The sequence below is a fragment of the Staphylococcus sp. Z5-21 genome, assembly GCF_056529615.1.
This window is the reverse complement of the sequence record NZ_CP096462.1, coordinates 2,040,828-2,058,649: the sequence shown is the minus strand read 5'-3', so window position 1 is coordinate 2,058,649 and position 17,822 is coordinate 2,040,828. Positions and strand designations below refer to the sequence as shown.

Here is a 17,822-nt window from a genome sequence, read left to right as displayed (position 1 = left end):
AAATGCAGAAGAAAGAATGATAGAGGTGAACGCATGTTAACTACACAGAGTTTAGTAGAACGCTTTAAGCTTGAAGTAATCACAGGTGAAGCGGGTTTAAATAAACAAATTAAAAATACTGATATATCAAGACCGGGTTTAGAAATGGCAGGTTATTTCTCTCATTATGCCTCTGACCGTATTCAATTATTAGGAACTACTGAGTTATCTTTCTATAATTTATTGCCTGATGAAGAACGGAAAGGACGTATGAGAAAATTATGTCGTCCAGAAACACCAGCGATTATAGTGACAAGAGATTTAGAACCTCCGGAAGAACTTATAGAAGCTGCGAAAGAACACGAAACGCCATTGATCACGTCCACAATTGCCACAACTCAATTGATGAGTCGTTTGACTACCTTTTTAGAGCATGAACTCGCTAGAACGACTTCATTGCATGGTGTGCTTGTTGATGTTTACGGTGTTGGTGTGTTAATCACAGGCGATTCTGGTATAGGTAAAAGTGAAACAGCGCTGGAATTAATCAAACGCGGTCACAGACTTGTAGCTGATGATAATGTTGAAATCAGAGAAATTAGTAAAGATGAATTAATAGGTCGTGCACCTAAATTAATTGAACATTTGTTAGAAATTAGAGGACTAGGCATTATAAATGTTATGACTTTATTTGGTGCCGGTTCAATTCTGACTGAGAAGCGCCTGCGTTTAAATATTCACTTAGAAAATTGGCATAAAGAAAAACTATACGACCGTGTAGGGCTAAACGAAGAAACATTACGTATTTTAGACACAGAAATAACGAAAAAAACCATTCCAGTAAGACCAGGTCGTAACGTGGCGGTGATTATTGAAGTAGCTGCGATGAACTATAGACTGAATATCATGGGTATCAATACAGCAGAAGAATTTAATGACCGTTTAAATGCGGAAATTTTGCGTAATGGTAATCATAGTGAGGGGAATAATCAATGATGACGTTAAGCTATATCGATCCGATTGCGTTTGAATTAGGACCGATTTCAGTACGTTGGTATGGCATTATTATTGCTATGGGCATACTGCTAGGTTACTTTATTGCACAAGCAAGCGTGAAACGTATTGGATTCCATCAAGATACACTCGTCGATATTATATTTTGGAGTGCCATATTTGGTTTTATTGTTGCTAGAATATATTTCGTTATTTTTCAGTGGCCGTATTATGTACAACATCCAATTGAAATCCCAATGATTTGGCAGGGTGGTATTGCCATACATGGTGGTCTTATTGGTGGATTCGTAACGGGTATTATTATTTGTAAACAAAAAAATATTAATCCATTTCAAATTGGTGATGTGATTGCGCCAAGTATGATTTTAGGACAAGGTATTGGAAGATGGGGAAACTTTATGAACCATGAAGCGCATGGGGGCACAGTTTCTAAATCTTTCCTTGAAAACTTACATATTCCTGACTTTATAATTAATAATATGTATATTGATGGAAAATACTATCAACCAACATTCCTTTATGAGTCTATTTGGGATGTGTTAGGATTTGTTATCTTAATTCTATTAAGAAAACACTTACGTATTGGTGATACCTTCTGTCTCTATTTAATTTGGTATTCCATTGGCAGGTTCTTTGTAGAAGGCATTCGTACGGATAGTTTAATGCTTGCAGGTGATATCCGAATTGCCCAATTAATGTCCATTATTTTAATCATAATAGGTGTCGTCATAATGATTGTTAGACGTGTTAAATATGATGCGCCACGTTATAAAGCTGTTGGTCCATTATCATGGCCAAGTAAAGAAGTGAAGTGATAGTCATTTATGCGTAATTTAAAGAAACAACAAGTTCAAGGTAAAAATCCTTTATGGCATATGTATCGTTTTGTCAAAGGAATGAAAATGTTTAAACAAACGTTAATTATTGAAGTTTGCCGTTATTTGCCTAATGTGAAATTAAAACATTGGGCATATCGTAAATTATTGAAAATGGATATCGGGGCTCATACAGCATTCGCTTTCAAAGTAGTTCCTGATTTATTGTATCCTGAATACATCACGATTGGTAAAAATTGTGTGATTGGCTATAATTCAACGATTTTAACACATGAATTTTTAGTAGATGCATTTACTACAGGCCCTGTGAAAATTGGGGATCATACCTTGATTGGTGCCAATGTGACCATCCTACCAGGCGTTACCATTGGTAATCATGTTAAGATTGGTGCGGGTTCTATTGTATCCAAAGATATTCCAGATCATGCATTAGCGTATGGGAATCCCATACTAATAATAAAATAAAGAAACATTTAGGAGGTGACGAAGGATGGCGCATAAAGACAATGTAATACCAATGAAATTAGATAGTCAATTTTATAAAAAATTAGGTGATCAAAAATTTCATCAACAAGAATATAAAAAAGCGGCATCTTACTTCGCTAAAGTGCTTGAAATGTCACCTCAGGATTTTGAAACAAAAGTAAAATATTCGGAGTGTTTAGTTAGTTTAGGTATAGGTAGCAAGGCTGAACATCTTTTTTATGAAAGTATTGCACAAGGTGAAGAAGTTGAAGAAAGTTATTTTCAATTAAGCCAGTTAAATATAACGATGAATGAAGCCAATAAAGCATTTTTATTTGGTATTAACTATGTAACAATATCTGGTGATGAGGATTATAAAGAAGAACTTGAAGAAATGTTTGAAGTCTCATATCATACACCTGAAAAAATAGAGACAGAAAGTAAATTATTTGCGATTCAACTTATTTTCCAATATTTATTTTCACAAGGCCGCTTACCAGAGGCTCGAAATTTTATTTTAAATCAAAGTACTGACATTCAAGAACACCGCGTCGTACGTAATTTATTAGCAATGTGTTATTTATATTTAAACGAATACGAAACTGCTAAAGAAATGTTTGAACGTTTATTAAGCGAGGACAACACAGATGTGCATGCTTTATGTCATTATACATTGTTGCTATATAACACGAATGATAGTGAAAAATATCATCGCTACTTAAAAATATTAAACAAAGTAATGCCGATGAATGAAGATGAGTCATTTAAATTAGGTATCGTGCTCTGTTATTTAAAACAATATGAAGCTTCGCAAAAGATTCTACAACCACTCTATAGAAGAGGAAAGTTCCTTTCGATTCAAATGTATAATGCACTCAGCTATAATCATTATCATTTAGGCAATCTTGAAGAAAGTAAATTCTTTTGGACAAAATTACAAGAAATTTCTAAAGTTGATGTTGGCCATGCACCTTGGGTTATTGAAGAGAGCAAAGCGTATTTTGACCAACAAGTATTGCCGTTATTGTTGAATGATAATAGCCACCATAGATTATATGGCATCTTTTTATTAAACCAATTAAAGGGTCGTGAAGTACTCTTAACCCAAGAAATTTGGGGTGTACTAGAATCTATGAATGATTATGAGAAACTCTATTTGACTTATTTAATTCAAGATTTAAAATTAAATAAATTAGATTTTATTCACAAAGGCATGTTAATGCTTTATGATATTGAGGCATTGAAAAATAATGAAGATTTATTTATAGTATGGATTGATCAAGCAGAAGCGATTATTTCGGAAAAAGTTGACCTAGCAAATGTTAGTGATTATGTTGCTGCATTTGTATATATGTATTTTCGTCATTCTGAAATCAAAGTTACAAAGCAACAAGTTTTAGAGTGGTTTAAAATTTCATCTTACCGTTTAAATAAGACGATAGATTATTTAGTGAGCATATAAGTTTATAAAATGCAAGTAATCATATATACTTCGCATATTGAATTAATAAACAGGAGGCAATTAAAATGGCTGAACAAGTGGATTTTGATATTGCAATTATTGGTGCAGGCCCAGCAGGTATGACTGCAGCAGTTTATGCATCTCGCGCAAACTTAAGTACTGTAATGATAGAACGTGGCATGCCTGGTGGACAAATGGCAAATACGGAAGAAGTTGAAAACTTTCCAGGATTTGAAATGGTAACAGGTCCGGACTTATCTACAAAAATGTTTGAACATGCGAAAAAATTTGGTGCACAATATCAATATGGTGACATTAAATCAATCGAAGATAAAGGCGCATATAAAGAAGTGAACCTAGGAAATAAAGTAATCACTGCACATGCAGTTATTATCTCAACAGGTGCAGAATATAAAAAAATTGGTGTGCCAGGTGAACAAGAACTTGGTGGCCGTGGTGTAAGTTATTGTGCAGTTTGTGATGGTGCATTCTTTAAAGGTAAAAAATTATTTGTTATTGGTGGAGGTGATTCAGCCGTTGAGGAAGGCACATTCCTTACAAAATTTGCGGATAGCGTAACCATTGTACACCGTAGAGATGAATTACGTGCGCAAAAAATATTACAAGATCGCGCATTTAAAAATGAAAAAATTGATTTTATCTGGAGCCACACACTAAAAACAATTAACGACAAAGATGGTAAAGTAGGATCAGTCACATTAGAATCAACAAAAGATGGTTCTGAACAAACATTAGATGCGGATGGTGTATTTATTTATATTGGTATGAAACCACTGACAGTACCTTTCCAAGATTTAGGTATTACAAATGAAGTCGGTTATGTCTTAACGAATGAAGATATGAGTACAAGCATTCCTGGTATTTACGCAGCAGGCGATGTACGTGAAAAAGGTTTACGTCAAATCGTTACTGCAACAGGTGATGGTAGTATTGCAGCACAAAGTGCTATCGCATATATTGAACACATCAAAGATACAATAGAAGCATAATCAATCGTGTGATTGTGTTGTATAATAGAATTTAGTTAAAGCTAGAACATGATGCTCAGACATAACTGAAAGCATTGTGCTCTAGCTTTTTACATAAGGATATATATTTATCTATGTTTATAATTGAAGTCTTATGGTTATAGGAGTTAAATTGCAGCCACAGCTAACTTCAATATTAAAGTGATAATGCTACTACCTAAGACCTTTTTCATGTAAAATGAAATATGATAGCATAAGATTGTTAGACTTATTTGAAGTGAAATGAATCACATCACTTTAAAATATGAACTGTTAACAACGAAGTAACATTTTATGATTAAATAAATCAACGAATGGTGTGAAAAGATGCAACCGGATGAAAAAGAAATAGTAAAAAGTGAATTATTAGTCGTTACAGGTTTATCAGGTGCTGGGAAATCTGTAGTCATTCAAAGTCTAGAAGATATCGGTTATTTCTGTGTAGACAACTTACCGCCGATACTTTTACCTAAATTTGTAGAATTGATGGGGCAAGGTAATCCATCATTACAAAAAGTTGCAATTGCAATCGATTTAAGAGGGAAAGAATTGTTTAAATCATTAATCCACGAAATGGATTTAATTAAAAGTAACTCTGATGTGATTGTGGATATGATGTTCTTGGAAGCATCTAATGAGCGTTTAATTTCTAGATATAAAGAAACAAGACGTGCGCATCCGTTAAATGGAAATGGACAACGTTCATTGATAGAATCGATAAATGAAGAACGTGAGTTATTAACAGAAATTAAAAGTCTAGCGAACTATACGATTGATACGACGCAAATGAAACCAAAAGAATTGCGTAAACGCATTGGTGACTATTTCAATAAGAGCAATGTACAAACATTTAACATTAATGTAACGAGTTTTGGATTTAAGCATGGTATTCAAATGGATGCAGACTTAGTATTCGATGTGAGATTTTTACCGAATCCACACTATGTTGATGAGTTAAGACCACTCACAGGAGAAGATGAAGCGGTTTATAAATATGTTATGAAATGGAAAGAAACAAATATATTTTATGAAAAATTAATAGATTTATTGAAATTTATGGTACCAGGATATAAAAAAGAAGGTAAATCACAACTGGTTATCGCAATCGGTTGTACTGGTGGTCAACACCGTTCAGTCGCATTAGCCAAACGTATCGGAGCAGAACTTAACGAAAGTTTTAATTACAATGTGTATGTGCATCACAGGGATGCACATGTTGAAAGTGGCGTGAAACATAAAGATGAGAAGAATTAAACTTGTACTAATAGGTGGCGGTACAGGCTTATCCGTTTTAGCTCGAGGCCTTAAAGATTACCCAATAGATATTACGACAATTGTCACAGTTGCCGATGATGGTGGGAGCACAGGAAAAATAAGAAATGAAATGGATATACCTGCACCTGGAGATATAAGAAATGTAATTTCTGCATTAAGTGAAACTGAGTCAACTTTAGAACAACTTTTCCAATATCGTTTTAAAGAAAACCAAGTTGAAGGTCATTCGCTTGGCAATTTACTGATTGCCGCGTTAACGAATATTACGGATGATTTTGGACATGCAGTTAAAGAATTAAGTAAGATTTTAAATATTAGAGGTCGTGTTATTCCGTCCACTAATACAAGTGTGCGTTTAAGTGCAGTCATGGAAGACGGAGAAATCGTATATGGCGAGTCTAAGATTCCTAAAAAAAATAAAAAAATCGAACGTGTATTTTTAGAACCTGAAGATGTAAAACCGATGGAAGAAGCAGTTGAAGCGATTGAAGAGGCAGATTTAATTGTTATGGGGCCAGGTTCTTTATATACAAGTGTCATTTCAAATTTATGCGTAAAAGGTATCGCAGATGCATTACTTAAAGTAGATGCCCCTAAATTGTATGTTTCAAATGTAATGACACAGCCAGGTGAAACGAATAATTATTCTGCTGTCGATCATGTCAATGCTATCCATGATCACATGGGTGCGAAATGTATTAACTATGTTATTTGTAGCACGCAAAATTTTCACGGTAATGTATTAGAACGCTATAGAGAAGAAAATGCAGAACCTGTAAAATGCAACACGACAGATATGGAAGCACAGAATATTAAAGTCTTTACACATCCTGATTTAGTAGAAGTGTCTTCAGAAGATTACGTGCGCCATAACACTGAAGTACTTTCAAAAATGATCTATGAAATCGCTATGAGAGAAACGGCGACAATTGAGTTTAATCGAGATAAAGATCATAACGAATAAGCCAGACAATAAACTTATAAGAAGGGACTGATTGAATCATGAGCTTTGCATCAGATATGAAAAATGAACTTACTAGAATTGAAGTAGATGAAAAAAATGCAAAAGCAGAGCTCAGTGCGCTTATTCGAATGAATGGTGCACTCAGTCTATCCAATCAACAGTTTGTTATTAACGTTCAAACCGAAAATGCAACAACAGCAAGACGGATTTATTCGTTAATAAAAAAAGTGTTTAATGTGGAAGTGGAACTACTCGTACGCAAGAAAATGAAATTGAAAAAGAATAATATCTATATTTGTCGTATTAAGGCAAGAGCCAGAGAAATATTAGATGATTTAGGTATTTTAAAAAATGGTGTCTTTACCCATGAAATCGATGAAACTATGATTCATGATGATGAAATGCGTCGCAGTTATTTGAGAGGTGCCTTTCTAGCTGGTGGTTCTGTCAATAATCCAGAAACGTCATCTTATCATTTAGAGGTTTTTTCGTTATATGAAGACCATTCTGAAGGTATCACACAATTAATGAATGCATATGAATTAAATGCAAAACATCTAGAACGTAAGAAAGGCAGCATTGCTTACTTAAAAGAAGCAGAAAAAATATCCGATTTTTTAAGTTTGATAGGTGGTTATCAAGCACTTTTGAAATTTGAAGATGTTCGTATTGTTCGAGATATGAGAAATTCTGTGAATCGATTGGTTAATTGTGAGACAGCCAATTTAAATAAAACTGTAAGCGCAGCCATGAAACATGTAGAAAGTATACATTTAATTGATAAAGAAATTGGTTTAGACAACCTTCCAGATAGATTGCGTGAGATCGCAAAATTAAGAATTGAGCATCAAGAAGTTTCATTAAAAGAATTAGGTGAAATGATGTCCACGGGAAAAATATCTAAATCTGGTGTGAATCATAGATTAAGAAAGTTAAATGAGATGGCTGATAAATTAAGAAGCGGTGAGCCTATCGAACTATAGCACATAAGGTGTATCATCAGTTTTGCATGGTTATCTCTTAATTTGAAAAAGAATTAAGTGTAAATTGAATTTCTTCTAGTCACACATAAAATAAATATGCTAATATAATGAAAAGTATGAATTTCAATTAATGACGCCTCATGGAGGTGTCTTTTTTAATATTTAGGCATTACTTGATGAATATTGAACATATTATTTATAAACCATAATAATAAAATAGTGAAAAGGGAGGGTATTTATGAAAAATTTGATAAACAAGCATTATAAAAACATTATATTCTGTTTAATTGGTACATTCATAAATGCGATTGGCGTAAACTGTTTTTTACTTGGATCAAACCTAGGTGATGGCGGCACAGTAGGGATATCATTATCTCTTATGTATGCATTCGGTTTATCGCCAGCGTGGACCTCATTTATTATCAATACCGTTGTCGTATTTGTAGGGTGGAAATTTTTAAGTAAAACGGTAGCGGTCTACACCGTTATTTCCAACACTGCGTTGTCTCTATTTTTACATTTAACTGAAAATATTAATCTAGGTGTAGATAATTTTGTTATTAATTCTTTATTTGGGGGCGCTGTGATTGGTATCGGTGCAGGGCTAGTAATTTCTACTGGTAGTACACTGGGTGGTACATCAGTCATTGCGAAAATTGTAAATAAATATTCCGAGATCAAAACGTCACAAGGAATTTTTATACTAGATGCGCTCGTTGTTCTTTCATTCTTAATGGTACTACCATTAGAAAATGTGCTGTTTACGATTATTATGTTATTTGTTACGGAACGTGCCACGTCCTTCATTATCGAAGGTTTCAATCCGAAAAAAGCAGTTACAGTGATTTCTAGCAAAAGTGATTTAATTAGTGATAAAATCAATGCGTTTACCGGTAGAGGGTCAACCATATTAACTGGTAAAGGTGGTTATGGAAAGTCAGAAACACATATGTTGTACGTCGTTGTACCGCAATCACAAGTTACAAGAGTCAAGAAACTGGTAAATGAAGTGGATGAAAATGCATTCCTAGTGATTCACGATGTACGTGATGTTTTAGGCAGTACCTTTATAAATATGAATTAAGAGGCAAAAAAAAACGATATTTCGGTTTCAATACCGAAATATCGTTTCTTTAATGTTAAGTTTAATTAAGTCCCATCAACAATAATTAAAGTTGAATTAGGGCTTTAGAAGTTCACTATTTATCTAATTGATCAATAGCGTATTGCGCTTGTTCGTCCGTGAATCGTTCAATATCTGATGTTAATTTATTGTATATTGCATTGTTTGACATATCCTGTGTATCAGCATAATCTTTAGTTTTTTCGAGAGCATTCTTTTTATAATTCGCTTTTAAATTATCTACTGCGTATTGTGCATCTGATTCTTTAAAACCATCAGCTTCAGACGTTAATTGATTATAGATGCCATCTTTTGACATGTGCATAACGTTCGAATAGGTTTTCGCTTTATTTAATGCAGATTTTTCTTCTCTAGAAGCACTACTGTTGTTTGAATTGTTTGATGAATTATCATTAGTGTCTACGTTGCCTAGGTTTGCAGTACATGCTGAGATGCCTATAATGATAATTACTAACAAAATTAAACAACCGCAACCAGATCCACAACCCCAAAACCAACCTTTACTAATTTTTTCGATTTTTGTTGATTTTGATGCGCTTGGTATTCTATCCACTGCGCATCACTAATTTGCTTGTCTGCCAATGTCTCATTTCCCCTTTGTAAAATAATCTAATCTTTACAAGTGTATCAAATGATTGTAAATTTAAAATGAATTTTTTTATTACTAATTATCTTTACGTTTATATATTGTTCAATATAAAAAGCGTGAATTTTGTGTATATATTAAGAATTGATTTTTAAGTATCTCATTTAGATAAGGATGTATTTTTAATAATTAAGATAATTTGGTACTTAATATCATAATCAGTGTGGAAAATTACATTTCTCAGTGTAATCCATTTTTTATTAATAGAATTTTAAAAAATGAAAAAATCAGATCGAGAATCATTTTTTGATGTCTCGGTCTGATTGATTGTACAAGTAGGGGATGACTTAAGTAGGAATATAAAATACATGAGATTGAACTCGTGTGCGCTTTATATTGGTTATCTTCCCTTTTTAATTTGAAAAGTATACTTTTATTACTTATTAGTCCCCTCGAAGGGAATCGAACCCCTATCTTAAGAACCGGAATCTTACGTGTTATCCATTACACTACGAGGGGGTAAAGACGCATTAATATAAGTGTACAAATCTTAACGAAAACGGTCAATAAGAATAATTCAACTTTCATAAAATTTTTGAGCGTTATTTTTTGACCATGTTTGACTTTTAGGTTAAAATAAGTTTATCAGTTAGAAATAAGGAGGCAATATTAATGAATTTAATACCTACAGTAATTGAAACAACAAACCGTGGGGAACGTGCATATGACATTTACTCACGTTTATTAAAAGACCGTATTATAATGTTAGGTTCTCAAATCGATGATAATGTAGCAAACTCTATTGTTTCTCAATTATTATTCTTACAAGCACAAGATGCAGAAAAAGATATCTATCTTTATATCAATTCACCAGGTGGTAGTGTAACTGCTGGTTTCGCTATTTACGATACAATCCAACACATCAAACCAGATGTACAAACAATTTGTATCGGTATGGCTGCATCAATGGGGTCATTCTTACTTGCAGCAGGTGCAAAAGGTAAACGTTTTGCATTACCAAACGCTGAAGTAATGATCCACCAACCATTAGGTGGCGCGCAAGGACAAGCGACTGAAATTGAAATTGCTGCTAATCATATTCTTAAAACACGTGCTAAATTAAACCAAATTTTAGCTGAACGTACTGGTCAATCAATTGAAAAAATTGAGCAAGATACAGATCGTGATAATTTCTTATCAGCTGAAGAAGCTAAAGACTATGGTCTTGTTGACCAAGTTATGGTACCAGAATCATAAGATTTAATTTCATTAAAAAAGCCAAGCTACATAATTAGTAGCTTGGCTTTTCTATTTATCTCACATTATGAATTGTTATTAACTTTAAGTCTACGATAGTTGTGCCAAATTAATTTAATGGCTACAAATGTTACACAGATACCACTTAATTACCAATATTGATGATATAAATAGCATAGTTAAATTTTGTTCAAAAGCACAGATACCATTAATTAATAATAACAATCCAGCGATAAATAATAAGGCATGTGTTAATCGATCTGTCTTCATGATTCATTTCGCTTCCTATTCACTTAATGTACTAAATCTTCGAGTGCGATTTTTAAATCAGGGTATTTAAATTTGAAATGAGTTGCTTGTAATTTATTAGGTATTACTTTTTGTGTATCGAGCACAACAGTCGACATTTGACCTAAAGCTAATCTAATGGCTAACGATGGGACCCATGTATGATGAGGGCGATGAGAAACGCGTGCAAGTGTATACCCAAACATGTTTTGATGTTCTACAATCGGTGCAGTAAAGTTAAATACACCTCGTGCACTTTCCGTATTGATAGTATGGAGCAAGGCTCTCACTAAATCATCTATATGAATCCAAGAATACCATTGTCTTCCTGAACCTAATTTTCCACCAAGATAAAAGTCATAAGGCAATTTCATCATTGGTAGTGCGCCGCCATCATTAGACAAGACCATTCCAAACCGACCAATAACGACACGCGTACCAAGCGTTTCAAATTGGCGAGCCATTCTTTCCCATTGATATACGACTTCCGATAAAAAATCAAAAGGAAGTGTTTTATATAATTCAGTATACGTACGATATAAGTCTGGTTTATAGTAACCAACAGCACTCGCATTGAATAATACTTCTGGTTTATGTTTACGATTTTGAAATAATTCGAATAAAGCTTGTGTAGCTTGTATACGACTTAGCATAATGGTTTGTTTATAGGATTTAGTCCATCGTTTATTTAAACTAGCACCTGCAAGGTTAATGACGATATCGATATCAGGTATTTCATTTTCCCAATTTGATTGAGACCAATTGACGTAGGAAATCTTAGGGTGTGATGAAGTCATATCCTGTCTAGTTAAAATCGTTATATGCGCATCACTTTGTATGATAGCTTTAACTAATTGCGATCCTATCATACCTGTACCACCTGTAATTAAATAATGTTTCATTTTATCACCTCATAATTTAGTAATGCCTAATGTTGGAATGATTAGAGAGAATCAATCGAATCACATTTGAAGGTCATAATTTTTTCATTGTTTGTTCAATAATATGTCATTTACTCGTATTAAGAACTATTTAAAATAAAGAGCATTCATTTTATAATTGAGATACCTTCGATATTAATTAATCATCTCTTAATTATTTCGAGTATACCCCATAATATACTAACGAAGGTAAAATTTTGACTCCCTTTAGTAGTGGCCTGTACGCATTGCGTATAGGCCTATATTTATATGTTAACGCAATTTGCTTTGTGTAACTATCTTTTTACATTTAAGTCAAAACATTTTATAAGGATATGAAGGTCGTTATGCCCTATAAAGTAAGTATAGAAATTATTCCAGTGGCTATGAATAACAAAATAATAATCATCATAAAGAAGGGGAACCGCTTTTTATCTCGGTCTTTTGATTCGTAATGATCGTTATCGATCATAATTTGACGCAGACCTCTTTTTTGAGATGATTTTTGCTCCACTAATTCATCAAATGGATCATGCTTTTTCAATTTTAGAACACATCCTGTTATATTAATGTTATAGCTTATTCATATTAATAATAAAAATTTACAAAAGTATTGAAAACGAAGATTACTATAGATCAATATTAAACTATAGTATTAAATTTTAAGTTATATATGTATTTTACTATACATATGTCGTTAAGATAACATCTAGGTTAAAAAATAGTTAATGAGTTTAATTAATAAATGAAATAGTGTAAAATATACATTTGTTATTGAAAGCATGCGCATAAATGAAAACAAATGTTATGATATAAATTGAAGTGAGGGGAGCATATGCCAAACCATAATCCGAACAACAAGAAAATGAGTGGTTTTGCGAAAATTGTAAGTGGATTAATCGTATTATTATTAGTAGGTGGATTAATTTTTGCTATTTTTGCATTTGTAGATCATTCAAACAAAGCGAATGAACGTTTAGCAGATCAGAAACAAGAAGAAAAAGATAAGAAAGAAAAACAGAAGACAAAAGAAGAAAAAGACAAAAAAGATAAAGAGAAATCTACACAAGAGTCTCAACAAACACAACAAACGCAGCAAACAGTTCAAACGCAACAACAAACACAGCAAACGCAACAGACGCAGCAAACACAACAGCCAGCAACGACTGAGCCTCGTACAACAGAAGAAAAATCACCTGAAAAAACGAAAGAAGCTACCACAGAAGAAAAAACAACTGAAGAACGTTCTACTGAAGAAAAAACACGTGAGCCTTCAACAGAAGAAAAAACAACCGAGGAGAAAACTTCTGAACCTTCAACGGAAGAAAAAACATCTGAACCATCGACTGAAGAGAAAAAACCAGAACCATCAACTCAACAAAGAAGTTCTCAAAATAATACACAAGAAAGATCAGCACAAAGCAACAATAATGGTTCAAGTACCAATGAACGCTCAAGCGAGTCATCTTCAGAAGATGACTAAATATAATTAATAGGACTGCGAAATCGATGTTAATCATATGATTTCAAGGTCCTATTTTTATAGCGTTAAAAACACGTGTTATACGGTTTGTTTTATAGTATTTAAGCACACAGACTAAAATAAGAAATTTAATAAGAAAGTAATGAGTGAGGATAATAGTATGAGTGTGATACAACCGCTAAGACAACCAAAAGGTCCACAGCCACATCCTATGTTTTTAGAATAGTGAAATGTTTGATTTGAATGCGAATGATCTGGTTGTTTAGGATTTTTGAAATAATCTTCATCTTTATAACGTCGATCGTTTGGATCAATGACTTCTGGATGATCGTTCTGTGACATGTATTTTCCTCCCAATTGATAATCTATACTTTTATTTTATAGATTAAAGATAATAGAAGCAATGATTCTACAAGTGTATTTAAGCCGCTATCATAAGTGGGTGGTTACTAATTTTTAAGAATCGGAAAATATAATGATTTATGATTAGTAAATGATTAATCGGGTAATACAACAATGCAAGACATTTTAGAGGAACGAATAGAATATATAAAGGTAATAAGTAAAAATTAAGAGAAGTGTATTTCTCTTGCAATTTCAAATCGATAGTAGTATTATTGCAAATATAAGAGGTTATATTTTTTTGTCCCGCTAGGGACGTAAAAAGTCAACCTATGGTTGGAACTTGACCCTTTATCTTGACCCTTTATAATGAAACGGAGGAGGATAGTAGTGAATGATTTGATAAAAGTTCAACAAAAACTTGTGCCAGAACTTGTTGAAAAAATGTATCGACGTTTTTCAATTCTCACTACTATTGCTAAGCACCAACCCGTAGGTAGACGTAGCTTAAGTGAATATATGGATTTAACTGAACGTGTATTACGTACAGAAACAGACACATTGAAGCAACAAGAACTAATCAAGGTTAAGCCAACAGGCATGGAAATCACTGAAGAAGGTGAAGCAACTGTTCGTCAGCTAAATAGTTATTTTAATGTTTTTTCTGATGACCATCATCTTTCACAGTTGATTAAGGAACAATATGACATTAAAGACGTCTATGTGATACCAGGTGATTCTGAAACTGATAAAGCAGTAAAAATCGAACTATCACGACAGGCAGGACAGTTGGTTGAAGATGTTCTTTATGATCATGCCATTGTAGCAGTCACTGGTGGGTCTACGATGGCCTACGTGAGTGAGGCAATGCATAAACAGCCACATGATGTTTTCTTTGTTCCAGCAAGAGGCGGACTGGGTGAAAATGTTGTATATCAAGCAAATACCATTGCAGCGAGTATGGCACAACAAACGAATGGTGATTATACGACATTATATGTCCCAGATAATGTGAGTGAAACGACATACAATACACTTATGTTAGAGCCTTCAGTTATTCACACCCTAGAAAAAATTAGAGAATCCAATATTACAATCCACGGCATTGGTGATGCGCTGAAGATGGCGCGAAGACGTCAATCACCAAACGAAGTTATAGAAAAACTTCAACATCACAATGCCTCGGGAGAAGCATTTGGATATTATTTCGATGATCAAGGCGATATCGTCCATAAAGTGAAAACAATTGGACTACAATTAGAAGACCTTGAATCGAAAAAGTTTATATTTGCTGTAGCTGGGGGTAAATCTAAAGGAGAAGCAATTAAAGCTTACCTTTCTATTGCTCCAAAAAACACTGTATTAATTACAGACGAAGGTGCAGCAAGTGCAATCGTAAATAACAGTAATAAAAAGTGATTACACTTTTTAAATATCATTTTTAAAGGAGGCCATTTTAATGGCAGTAAAAGTAGCAATTAATGGTTTTGGTAGAATTGGTCGTTTAGCATTCAGAAGAATTCAAAACGTTGACGGAATCGACGTAGTAGCAGTAAACGATTTAACAGATGACGAAATGTTAGCTCATTTATTAAAATATGATACTATGCAAGGACGCTTCACAGGAGAAGTTGAAGTAGAAAAAGACGGTTTCCGCGTAAACGGACAAGAAGTAAAATCATTCTCTGAGCCTGAACCAAGTAAATTACCTTGGAAAGACTTAGACATCGATGTTGTATTAGAATGTACTGGTTTCTTCGCTGATAAAGAAAAAGCAGAAGCACACATCAATGCAGGTGCTAAAAAAGTATTAATCTCTGCACCAGCTACAGGCGATTTAAAAACAATCGTTTATAATACAAACCACCAAGAATTAGACGGTTCAGAAACTGTTGTTTCAGGTGCTTCATGTACTACTAACTCATTAGCTCCTGTTGCTAAAGTGTTAAATGATGACTTCGGTTTAGTAGAAGGTTTCATGACTACTATACACGCATACACTGGTGACCAAAGCACACAAGATGCACCACACAGAAAAGGCGACAAACGTCGTGCGCGTGCAGCTGCTGAAAACATCATCCCTAACTCAACTGGTGCTGCTAAAGCAATTGGCTTAGTAATTCCTGAAATTGATGGTAAATTAGATGGAGGAGCGCAACGTGTTCCTGTTGCAACTGGTTCATTAACTGAATTAACAGTTGTTTTAGAAAAAAATGTAAGCATTGAAGATGTAAATGCTGCAATGAAAAATGCTTCAAACGAATCATTCGGTTACACAGAAGACGAAATCGTATCTTCAGACGTAATCGGTATGACTTATGGTTCATTATTTGATGCAACACAAACTCGTGTAATGACTGTTGGCGACCGTCAATTAGTTAAAGTAGCAGCTTGGTACGATAACGAAATGTCTTACACTTCACAATTAGTACGTACATTAGAACACTTAGCAACTCAAGCTAAATAATTTGATGTAAAAATGAATTTAACAACTTTAATGTGCTGTTAAATTTAAACAATAAGCTTAGGAGTAAGCGGGGAGCACAACGCTTCTCCGCTTATTTTAATTTGTTGTTCCATTTAGAGGAGGAAGCTTACATGGCTAAAAAAATTGTAACTGACTTAGAATTAAAAGGTAAAACTGTACTTGTTCGCGCAGATTTTAACGTGCCGATGAAAGATGGAGAAATCACTGACGACAACCGTATCGTTCAAGCTTTACCAACAATTAAATACATCATTGAACAAGGTGGAAAAGTTGTATTATTTTCACATCTAGGTAAAGTGAAAGAAGAAAGTGATAAAGCAGCATTAACTTTAAAACCTGTTGCTAATGCATTAACAGAAAAATTAGGTGAAGAAGTTACTTTTGTACCTGAAACACGTGGAGAAACACTAGAACAATCTGTCAAAGATCTTAATGAAGGCGATGTTTTACTAGTTGAAAATACACGTTTTGAAGATGTAGACGGCAAAAAAGAATCTAAAAATGATCCTGAATTAGGAAAATACTGGGCTTCACTTGGCGATGTATTTGTAAATGATGCATTTGGTACTGCGCATCGTGAGCACGCTTCAAATGTGGGTATTGCATCTAATTTAGAAACAGTTGCAGGATTCTTAATGGAAAAAGAAATTAAATATATCGGTGGCGTAGTTGAAAACCCTGATAAACCTGTAGTTGCAATTCTAGGTGGTGCCAAAGTTTCTGACAAAATTGGCGTTATCACAAACTTATTGAAGATTGCTGACAAAGTACTGATCGGTGGCGGCATGTCATATACGTTCTTTAAAGCACAAGGTAAAGAAATTGGTTTATCTTTATTAGAAAAAGATAAAGTTGATTTTGCAAAAGAATTATTAGACCGTGCAGGCGATCAAATCGTCTTACCAGTTGATTGTAAAGTTGCAAAAGAATTCTCAAATGACGCTGAAATCACTGAGGTTTCTGTTGATGATATCCCAGCAGACCAAGAAGCTATGGATATTGGACCAAAATCAGTTGAATTATTTAAAGAACAATTACAAGGTGCGCATACGGTAGTATGGAATGGACCAATGGGCGTATTTGAATTAAGTAATTTTGCTAAAGGTACAATCGGCGTTTGTGAAGCAATCGCTGAATTAAAAGACGCTAATACAATTATTGGTGGTGGAGATTCAGCAGCTGCAGCTATTTCATTAGGTTATGGTGATGACTTCAGTCACATTTCTACTGGTGGCGGTGCATCATTAGAATACCTTGAAGGTAAAGAACTACCAGGTGTAGTAGCAATCGCAAACAAATAAGCGCACG

Annotated in this window: 18 protein-coding genes and 1 tRNA gene; 14 read left to right on the top strand and 5 right to left on the bottom strand. The window is 33.9% G+C overall.

Features of this window, described 5'->3' with window-relative positions:
- Positions 1-33: 33 nt before the first annotated feature.
- The 9 genes from hprK (at position 34) to M1D64_RS10285 (ending at position 9,090) form a co-directional block, all read left to right on the top strand.
- Entirely contained in the window at positions 34-975 is a 942-nt protein-coding gene (gene hprK, locus M1D64_RS10325) for an HPr(Ser) kinase/phosphatase (RefSeq protein WP_002483899.1), read from the top strand.
- Complete coding sequence (gene lgt, locus M1D64_RS10320; protein WP_480977479.1) at positions 972-1,808, top strand: prolipoprotein diacylglyceryl transferase; 837 nt, start codon at positions 972-974, stop codon at positions 1,806-1,808. Before hprK ends, lgt begins: the two co-directional genes overlap by 4 nt.
- Before the next feature lie 9 nt (positions 1,809-1,817).
- Positions 1,818-2,294: an acyltransferase gene (locus tag M1D64_RS10315; protein WP_002483897.1), complete on the top strand. Its 477-nt coding sequence runs from the start codon at positions 1,818-1,820 to the stop codon at positions 2,292-2,294.
- 25 nt (positions 2,295-2,319) lie between these two features.
- Positions 2,320-3,756: a tetratricopeptide repeat protein gene (locus tag M1D64_RS10310; protein WP_002483896.1), complete on the top strand. Its 1,437-nt coding sequence runs from the start codon at positions 2,320-2,322 to the stop codon at positions 3,754-3,756.
- 65 nt (positions 3,757-3,821) lie between these two features.
- Positions 3,822-4,766 (top strand): thioredoxin-disulfide reductase, encoded by a 945-nt coding sequence (gene trxB / locus M1D64_RS10305; protein ID WP_002483895.1) that lies wholly within the window; start codon positions 3,822-3,824, stop codon positions 4,764-4,766.
- A 345-nt stretch (positions 4,767-5,111) separates the two neighbouring features.
- Positions 5,112-6,038 (top strand): RNase adapter RapZ, encoded by a 927-nt coding sequence (gene rapZ, locus M1D64_RS10300; RefSeq protein ID WP_002483894.1) that lies wholly within the window; start codon positions 5,112-5,114, stop codon positions 6,036-6,038.
- Positions 6,025-7,023 carry a gluconeogenesis factor YvcK family protein gene (locus M1D64_RS10295; protein WP_002483893.1) on the top strand — a complete coding sequence of 333 codons (999 nt, stop codon included), beginning with the start codon at positions 6,025-6,027 and terminating at the stop codon, positions 7,021-7,023. The genes rapZ and M1D64_RS10295 overlap by 14 nt, the downstream gene beginning before the upstream one ends.
- A gap of 38 nt (positions 7,024-7,061) precedes the next feature.
- A complete protein-coding gene (gene whiA / locus M1D64_RS10290; RefSeq protein ID WP_002483892.1) occupies positions 7,062-8,006 on the top strand; it encodes a DNA-binding protein WhiA in 945 nt (314 codons plus the stop codon).
- A 238-nt stretch (positions 8,007-8,244) separates the two neighbouring features.
- Positions 8,245-9,090 carry a YitT family protein gene (locus M1D64_RS10285; protein ID WP_002483891.1) on the top strand — a complete coding sequence of 282 codons (846 nt, stop codon included), beginning with the start codon at positions 8,245-8,247 and terminating at the stop codon, positions 9,088-9,090.
- Between the two features lie 115 nt (positions 9,091-9,205).
- Here the strand turns inward: M1D64_RS10285 and M1D64_RS10280 are convergent, their stop codons facing one another.
- Positions 9,206-9,703, bottom strand: coding sequence for an Ltp family lipoprotein (locus tag M1D64_RS10280; protein WP_480977478.1), 498 nt, complete (start codon positions 9,701-9,703; stop codon positions 9,206-9,208).
- A 480-nt stretch (positions 9,704-10,183) separates the two neighbouring features.
- Positions 10,184-10,255, bottom strand: a tRNA-Arg gene (locus tag M1D64_RS10275).
- Positions 10,256-10,408: 153 nt separating this feature from the next.
- On the opposite strand from M1D64_RS10275, the gene clpP reads away from it, so the two are divergent.
- Positions 10,409-10,993, top strand: a complete 585-nt coding sequence (clpP, locus tag M1D64_RS10270; RefSeq protein WP_002483889.1) for an ATP-dependent Clp endopeptidase proteolytic subunit ClpP — start codon at positions 10,409-10,411, stop codon at positions 10,991-10,993.
- 114 nt (positions 10,994-11,107) lie between these two features.
- On the opposite strand, the gene M1D64_RS10265 is transcribed toward clpP, so the two are convergent.
- Both M1D64_RS10265 and M1D64_RS10260 read right to left on the bottom strand, forming a co-directional pair.
- Entirely contained in the window at positions 11,108-11,263 is a 156-nt protein-coding gene (locus M1D64_RS10265) for a hypothetical protein (RefSeq protein WP_244943988.1), read from the bottom strand.
- Positions 11,264-11,286: 23 nt separating this feature from the next.
- Positions 11,287-12,183 carry a TIGR01777 family oxidoreductase gene (locus M1D64_RS10260; protein ID WP_041079700.1) on the bottom strand — a complete coding sequence of 299 codons (897 nt, stop codon included), beginning with the start codon at positions 12,181-12,183 and terminating at the stop codon, positions 11,287-11,289.
- 853 nt (positions 12,184-13,036) lie between these two features.
- Here M1D64_RS10260 and M1D64_RS10255 point away from each other — a divergent pair.
- The gene (locus M1D64_RS10255) at positions 13,037-13,684 is read left to right on the top strand and encodes a DUF4887 domain-containing protein (protein WP_041079698.1); all 648 of its coding nucleotides are present in this window, start codon (positions 13,037-13,039) and stop codon (positions 13,682-13,684) included.
- 114 nt (positions 13,685-13,798) lie between these two features.
- Here M1D64_RS10255 and M1D64_RS10250 read toward each other — a convergent pair whose 3' ends face one another.
- Positions 13,799-14,026: a hypothetical protein gene (locus tag M1D64_RS10250; protein WP_041079697.1), complete on the bottom strand. Its 228-nt coding sequence runs from the start codon at positions 14,024-14,026 to the stop codon at positions 13,799-13,801.
- 390 nt (positions 14,027-14,416) lie between these two features.
- Between M1D64_RS10250 and M1D64_RS10245 the strand changes: the two genes are divergently transcribed.
- The 3 genes from M1D64_RS10245 to M1D64_RS10235 all read left to right on the top strand — a co-directional run bounded on the left by M1D64_RS10245 (position 14,417) and on the right by M1D64_RS10235 (position 17,815).
- Positions 14,417-15,445: a sugar-binding transcriptional regulator gene (locus tag M1D64_RS10245; RefSeq protein WP_041079696.1), complete on the top strand. Its 1,029-nt coding sequence runs from the start codon at positions 14,417-14,419 to the stop codon at positions 15,443-15,445.
- Positions 15,446-15,485: 40 nt separating this feature from the next.
- Entirely contained in the window at positions 15,486-16,493 is a 1,008-nt protein-coding gene (gap, locus tag M1D64_RS10240) for a type I glyceraldehyde-3-phosphate dehydrogenase (RefSeq protein WP_011303589.1), read from the top strand.
- A 131-nt stretch (positions 16,494-16,624) separates the two neighbouring features.
- The gene (locus M1D64_RS10235) at positions 16,625-17,815 is read left to right on the top strand and encodes a phosphoglycerate kinase (RefSeq protein ID WP_011303588.1); all 1,191 of its coding nucleotides are present in this window, start codon (positions 16,625-16,627) and stop codon (positions 17,813-17,815) included.
- Positions 17,816-17,822 lie beyond the last annotated feature (7 nt).

Bases quoted from the DNA above. Each gene is read 5' to 3' on its own strand.
- hprK (WP_002483899.1), top strand. From the start codon at position 34: ATGTTAACTACACAGAGTTTAGTAGAACGCTTTAAGCTTGAAGTAATC.
- lgt (WP_480977479.1), top strand. From the start codon at position 972: ATGATGACGTTAAGCTATATCGATCCGATTGCGTTTGAATTAGGACCG.
- M1D64_RS10315 (WP_002483897.1), top strand. From the start codon at position 1,818: ATGCGTAATTTAAAGAAACAACAAGTTCAAGGTAAAAATCCTTTATGG.
- M1D64_RS10310 (WP_002483896.1), top strand. From the start codon at position 2,320: ATGGCGCATAAAGACAATGTAATACCAATGAAATTAGATAGTCAATTT.
- trxB (WP_002483895.1), top strand. From the start codon at position 3,822: ATGGCTGAACAAGTGGATTTTGATATTGCAATTATTGGTGCAGGCCCA.
- rapZ (WP_002483894.1), top strand. From the start codon at position 5,112: ATGCAACCGGATGAAAAAGAAATAGTAAAAAGTGAATTATTAGTCGTT.
- M1D64_RS10295 (WP_002483893.1), top strand. From the start codon at position 6,025: ATGAGAAGAATTAAACTTGTACTAATAGGTGGCGGTACAGGCTTATCC.
- whiA (WP_002483892.1), top strand. From the start codon at position 7,062: ATGAGCTTTGCATCAGATATGAAAAATGAACTTACTAGAATTGAAGTA.
- M1D64_RS10285 (WP_002483891.1), top strand. From the start codon at position 8,245: ATGAAAAATTTGATAAACAAGCATTATAAAAACATTATATTCTGTTTA.
- clpP (WP_002483889.1), top strand. From the start codon at position 10,409: ATGAATTTAATACCTACAGTAATTGAAACAACAAACCGTGGGGAACGT.
- M1D64_RS10265 (WP_244943988.1), bottom strand. From the start codon at position 11,263: ATGAAGACAGATCGATTAACACATGCCTTATTATTTATCGCTGGATTG.
- M1D64_RS10260 (WP_041079700.1), bottom strand. From the start codon at position 12,183: ATGAAACATTATTTAATTACAGGTGGTACAGGTATGATAGGATCGCAA.
- M1D64_RS10255 (WP_041079698.1), top strand. From the start codon at position 13,037: ATGCCAAACCATAATCCGAACAACAAGAAAATGAGTGGTTTTGCGAAA.
- M1D64_RS10250 (WP_041079697.1), bottom strand. From the start codon at position 14,026: ATGTCACAGAACGATCATCCAGAAGTCATTGATCCAAACGATCGACGT.
- gap (WP_011303589.1), top strand. From the start codon at position 15,486: ATGGCAGTAAAAGTAGCAATTAATGGTTTTGGTAGAATTGGTCGTTTA.
- M1D64_RS10235 (WP_011303588.1), top strand. From the start codon at position 16,625: ATGGCTAAAAAAATTGTAACTGACTTAGAATTAAAAGGTAAAACTGTA.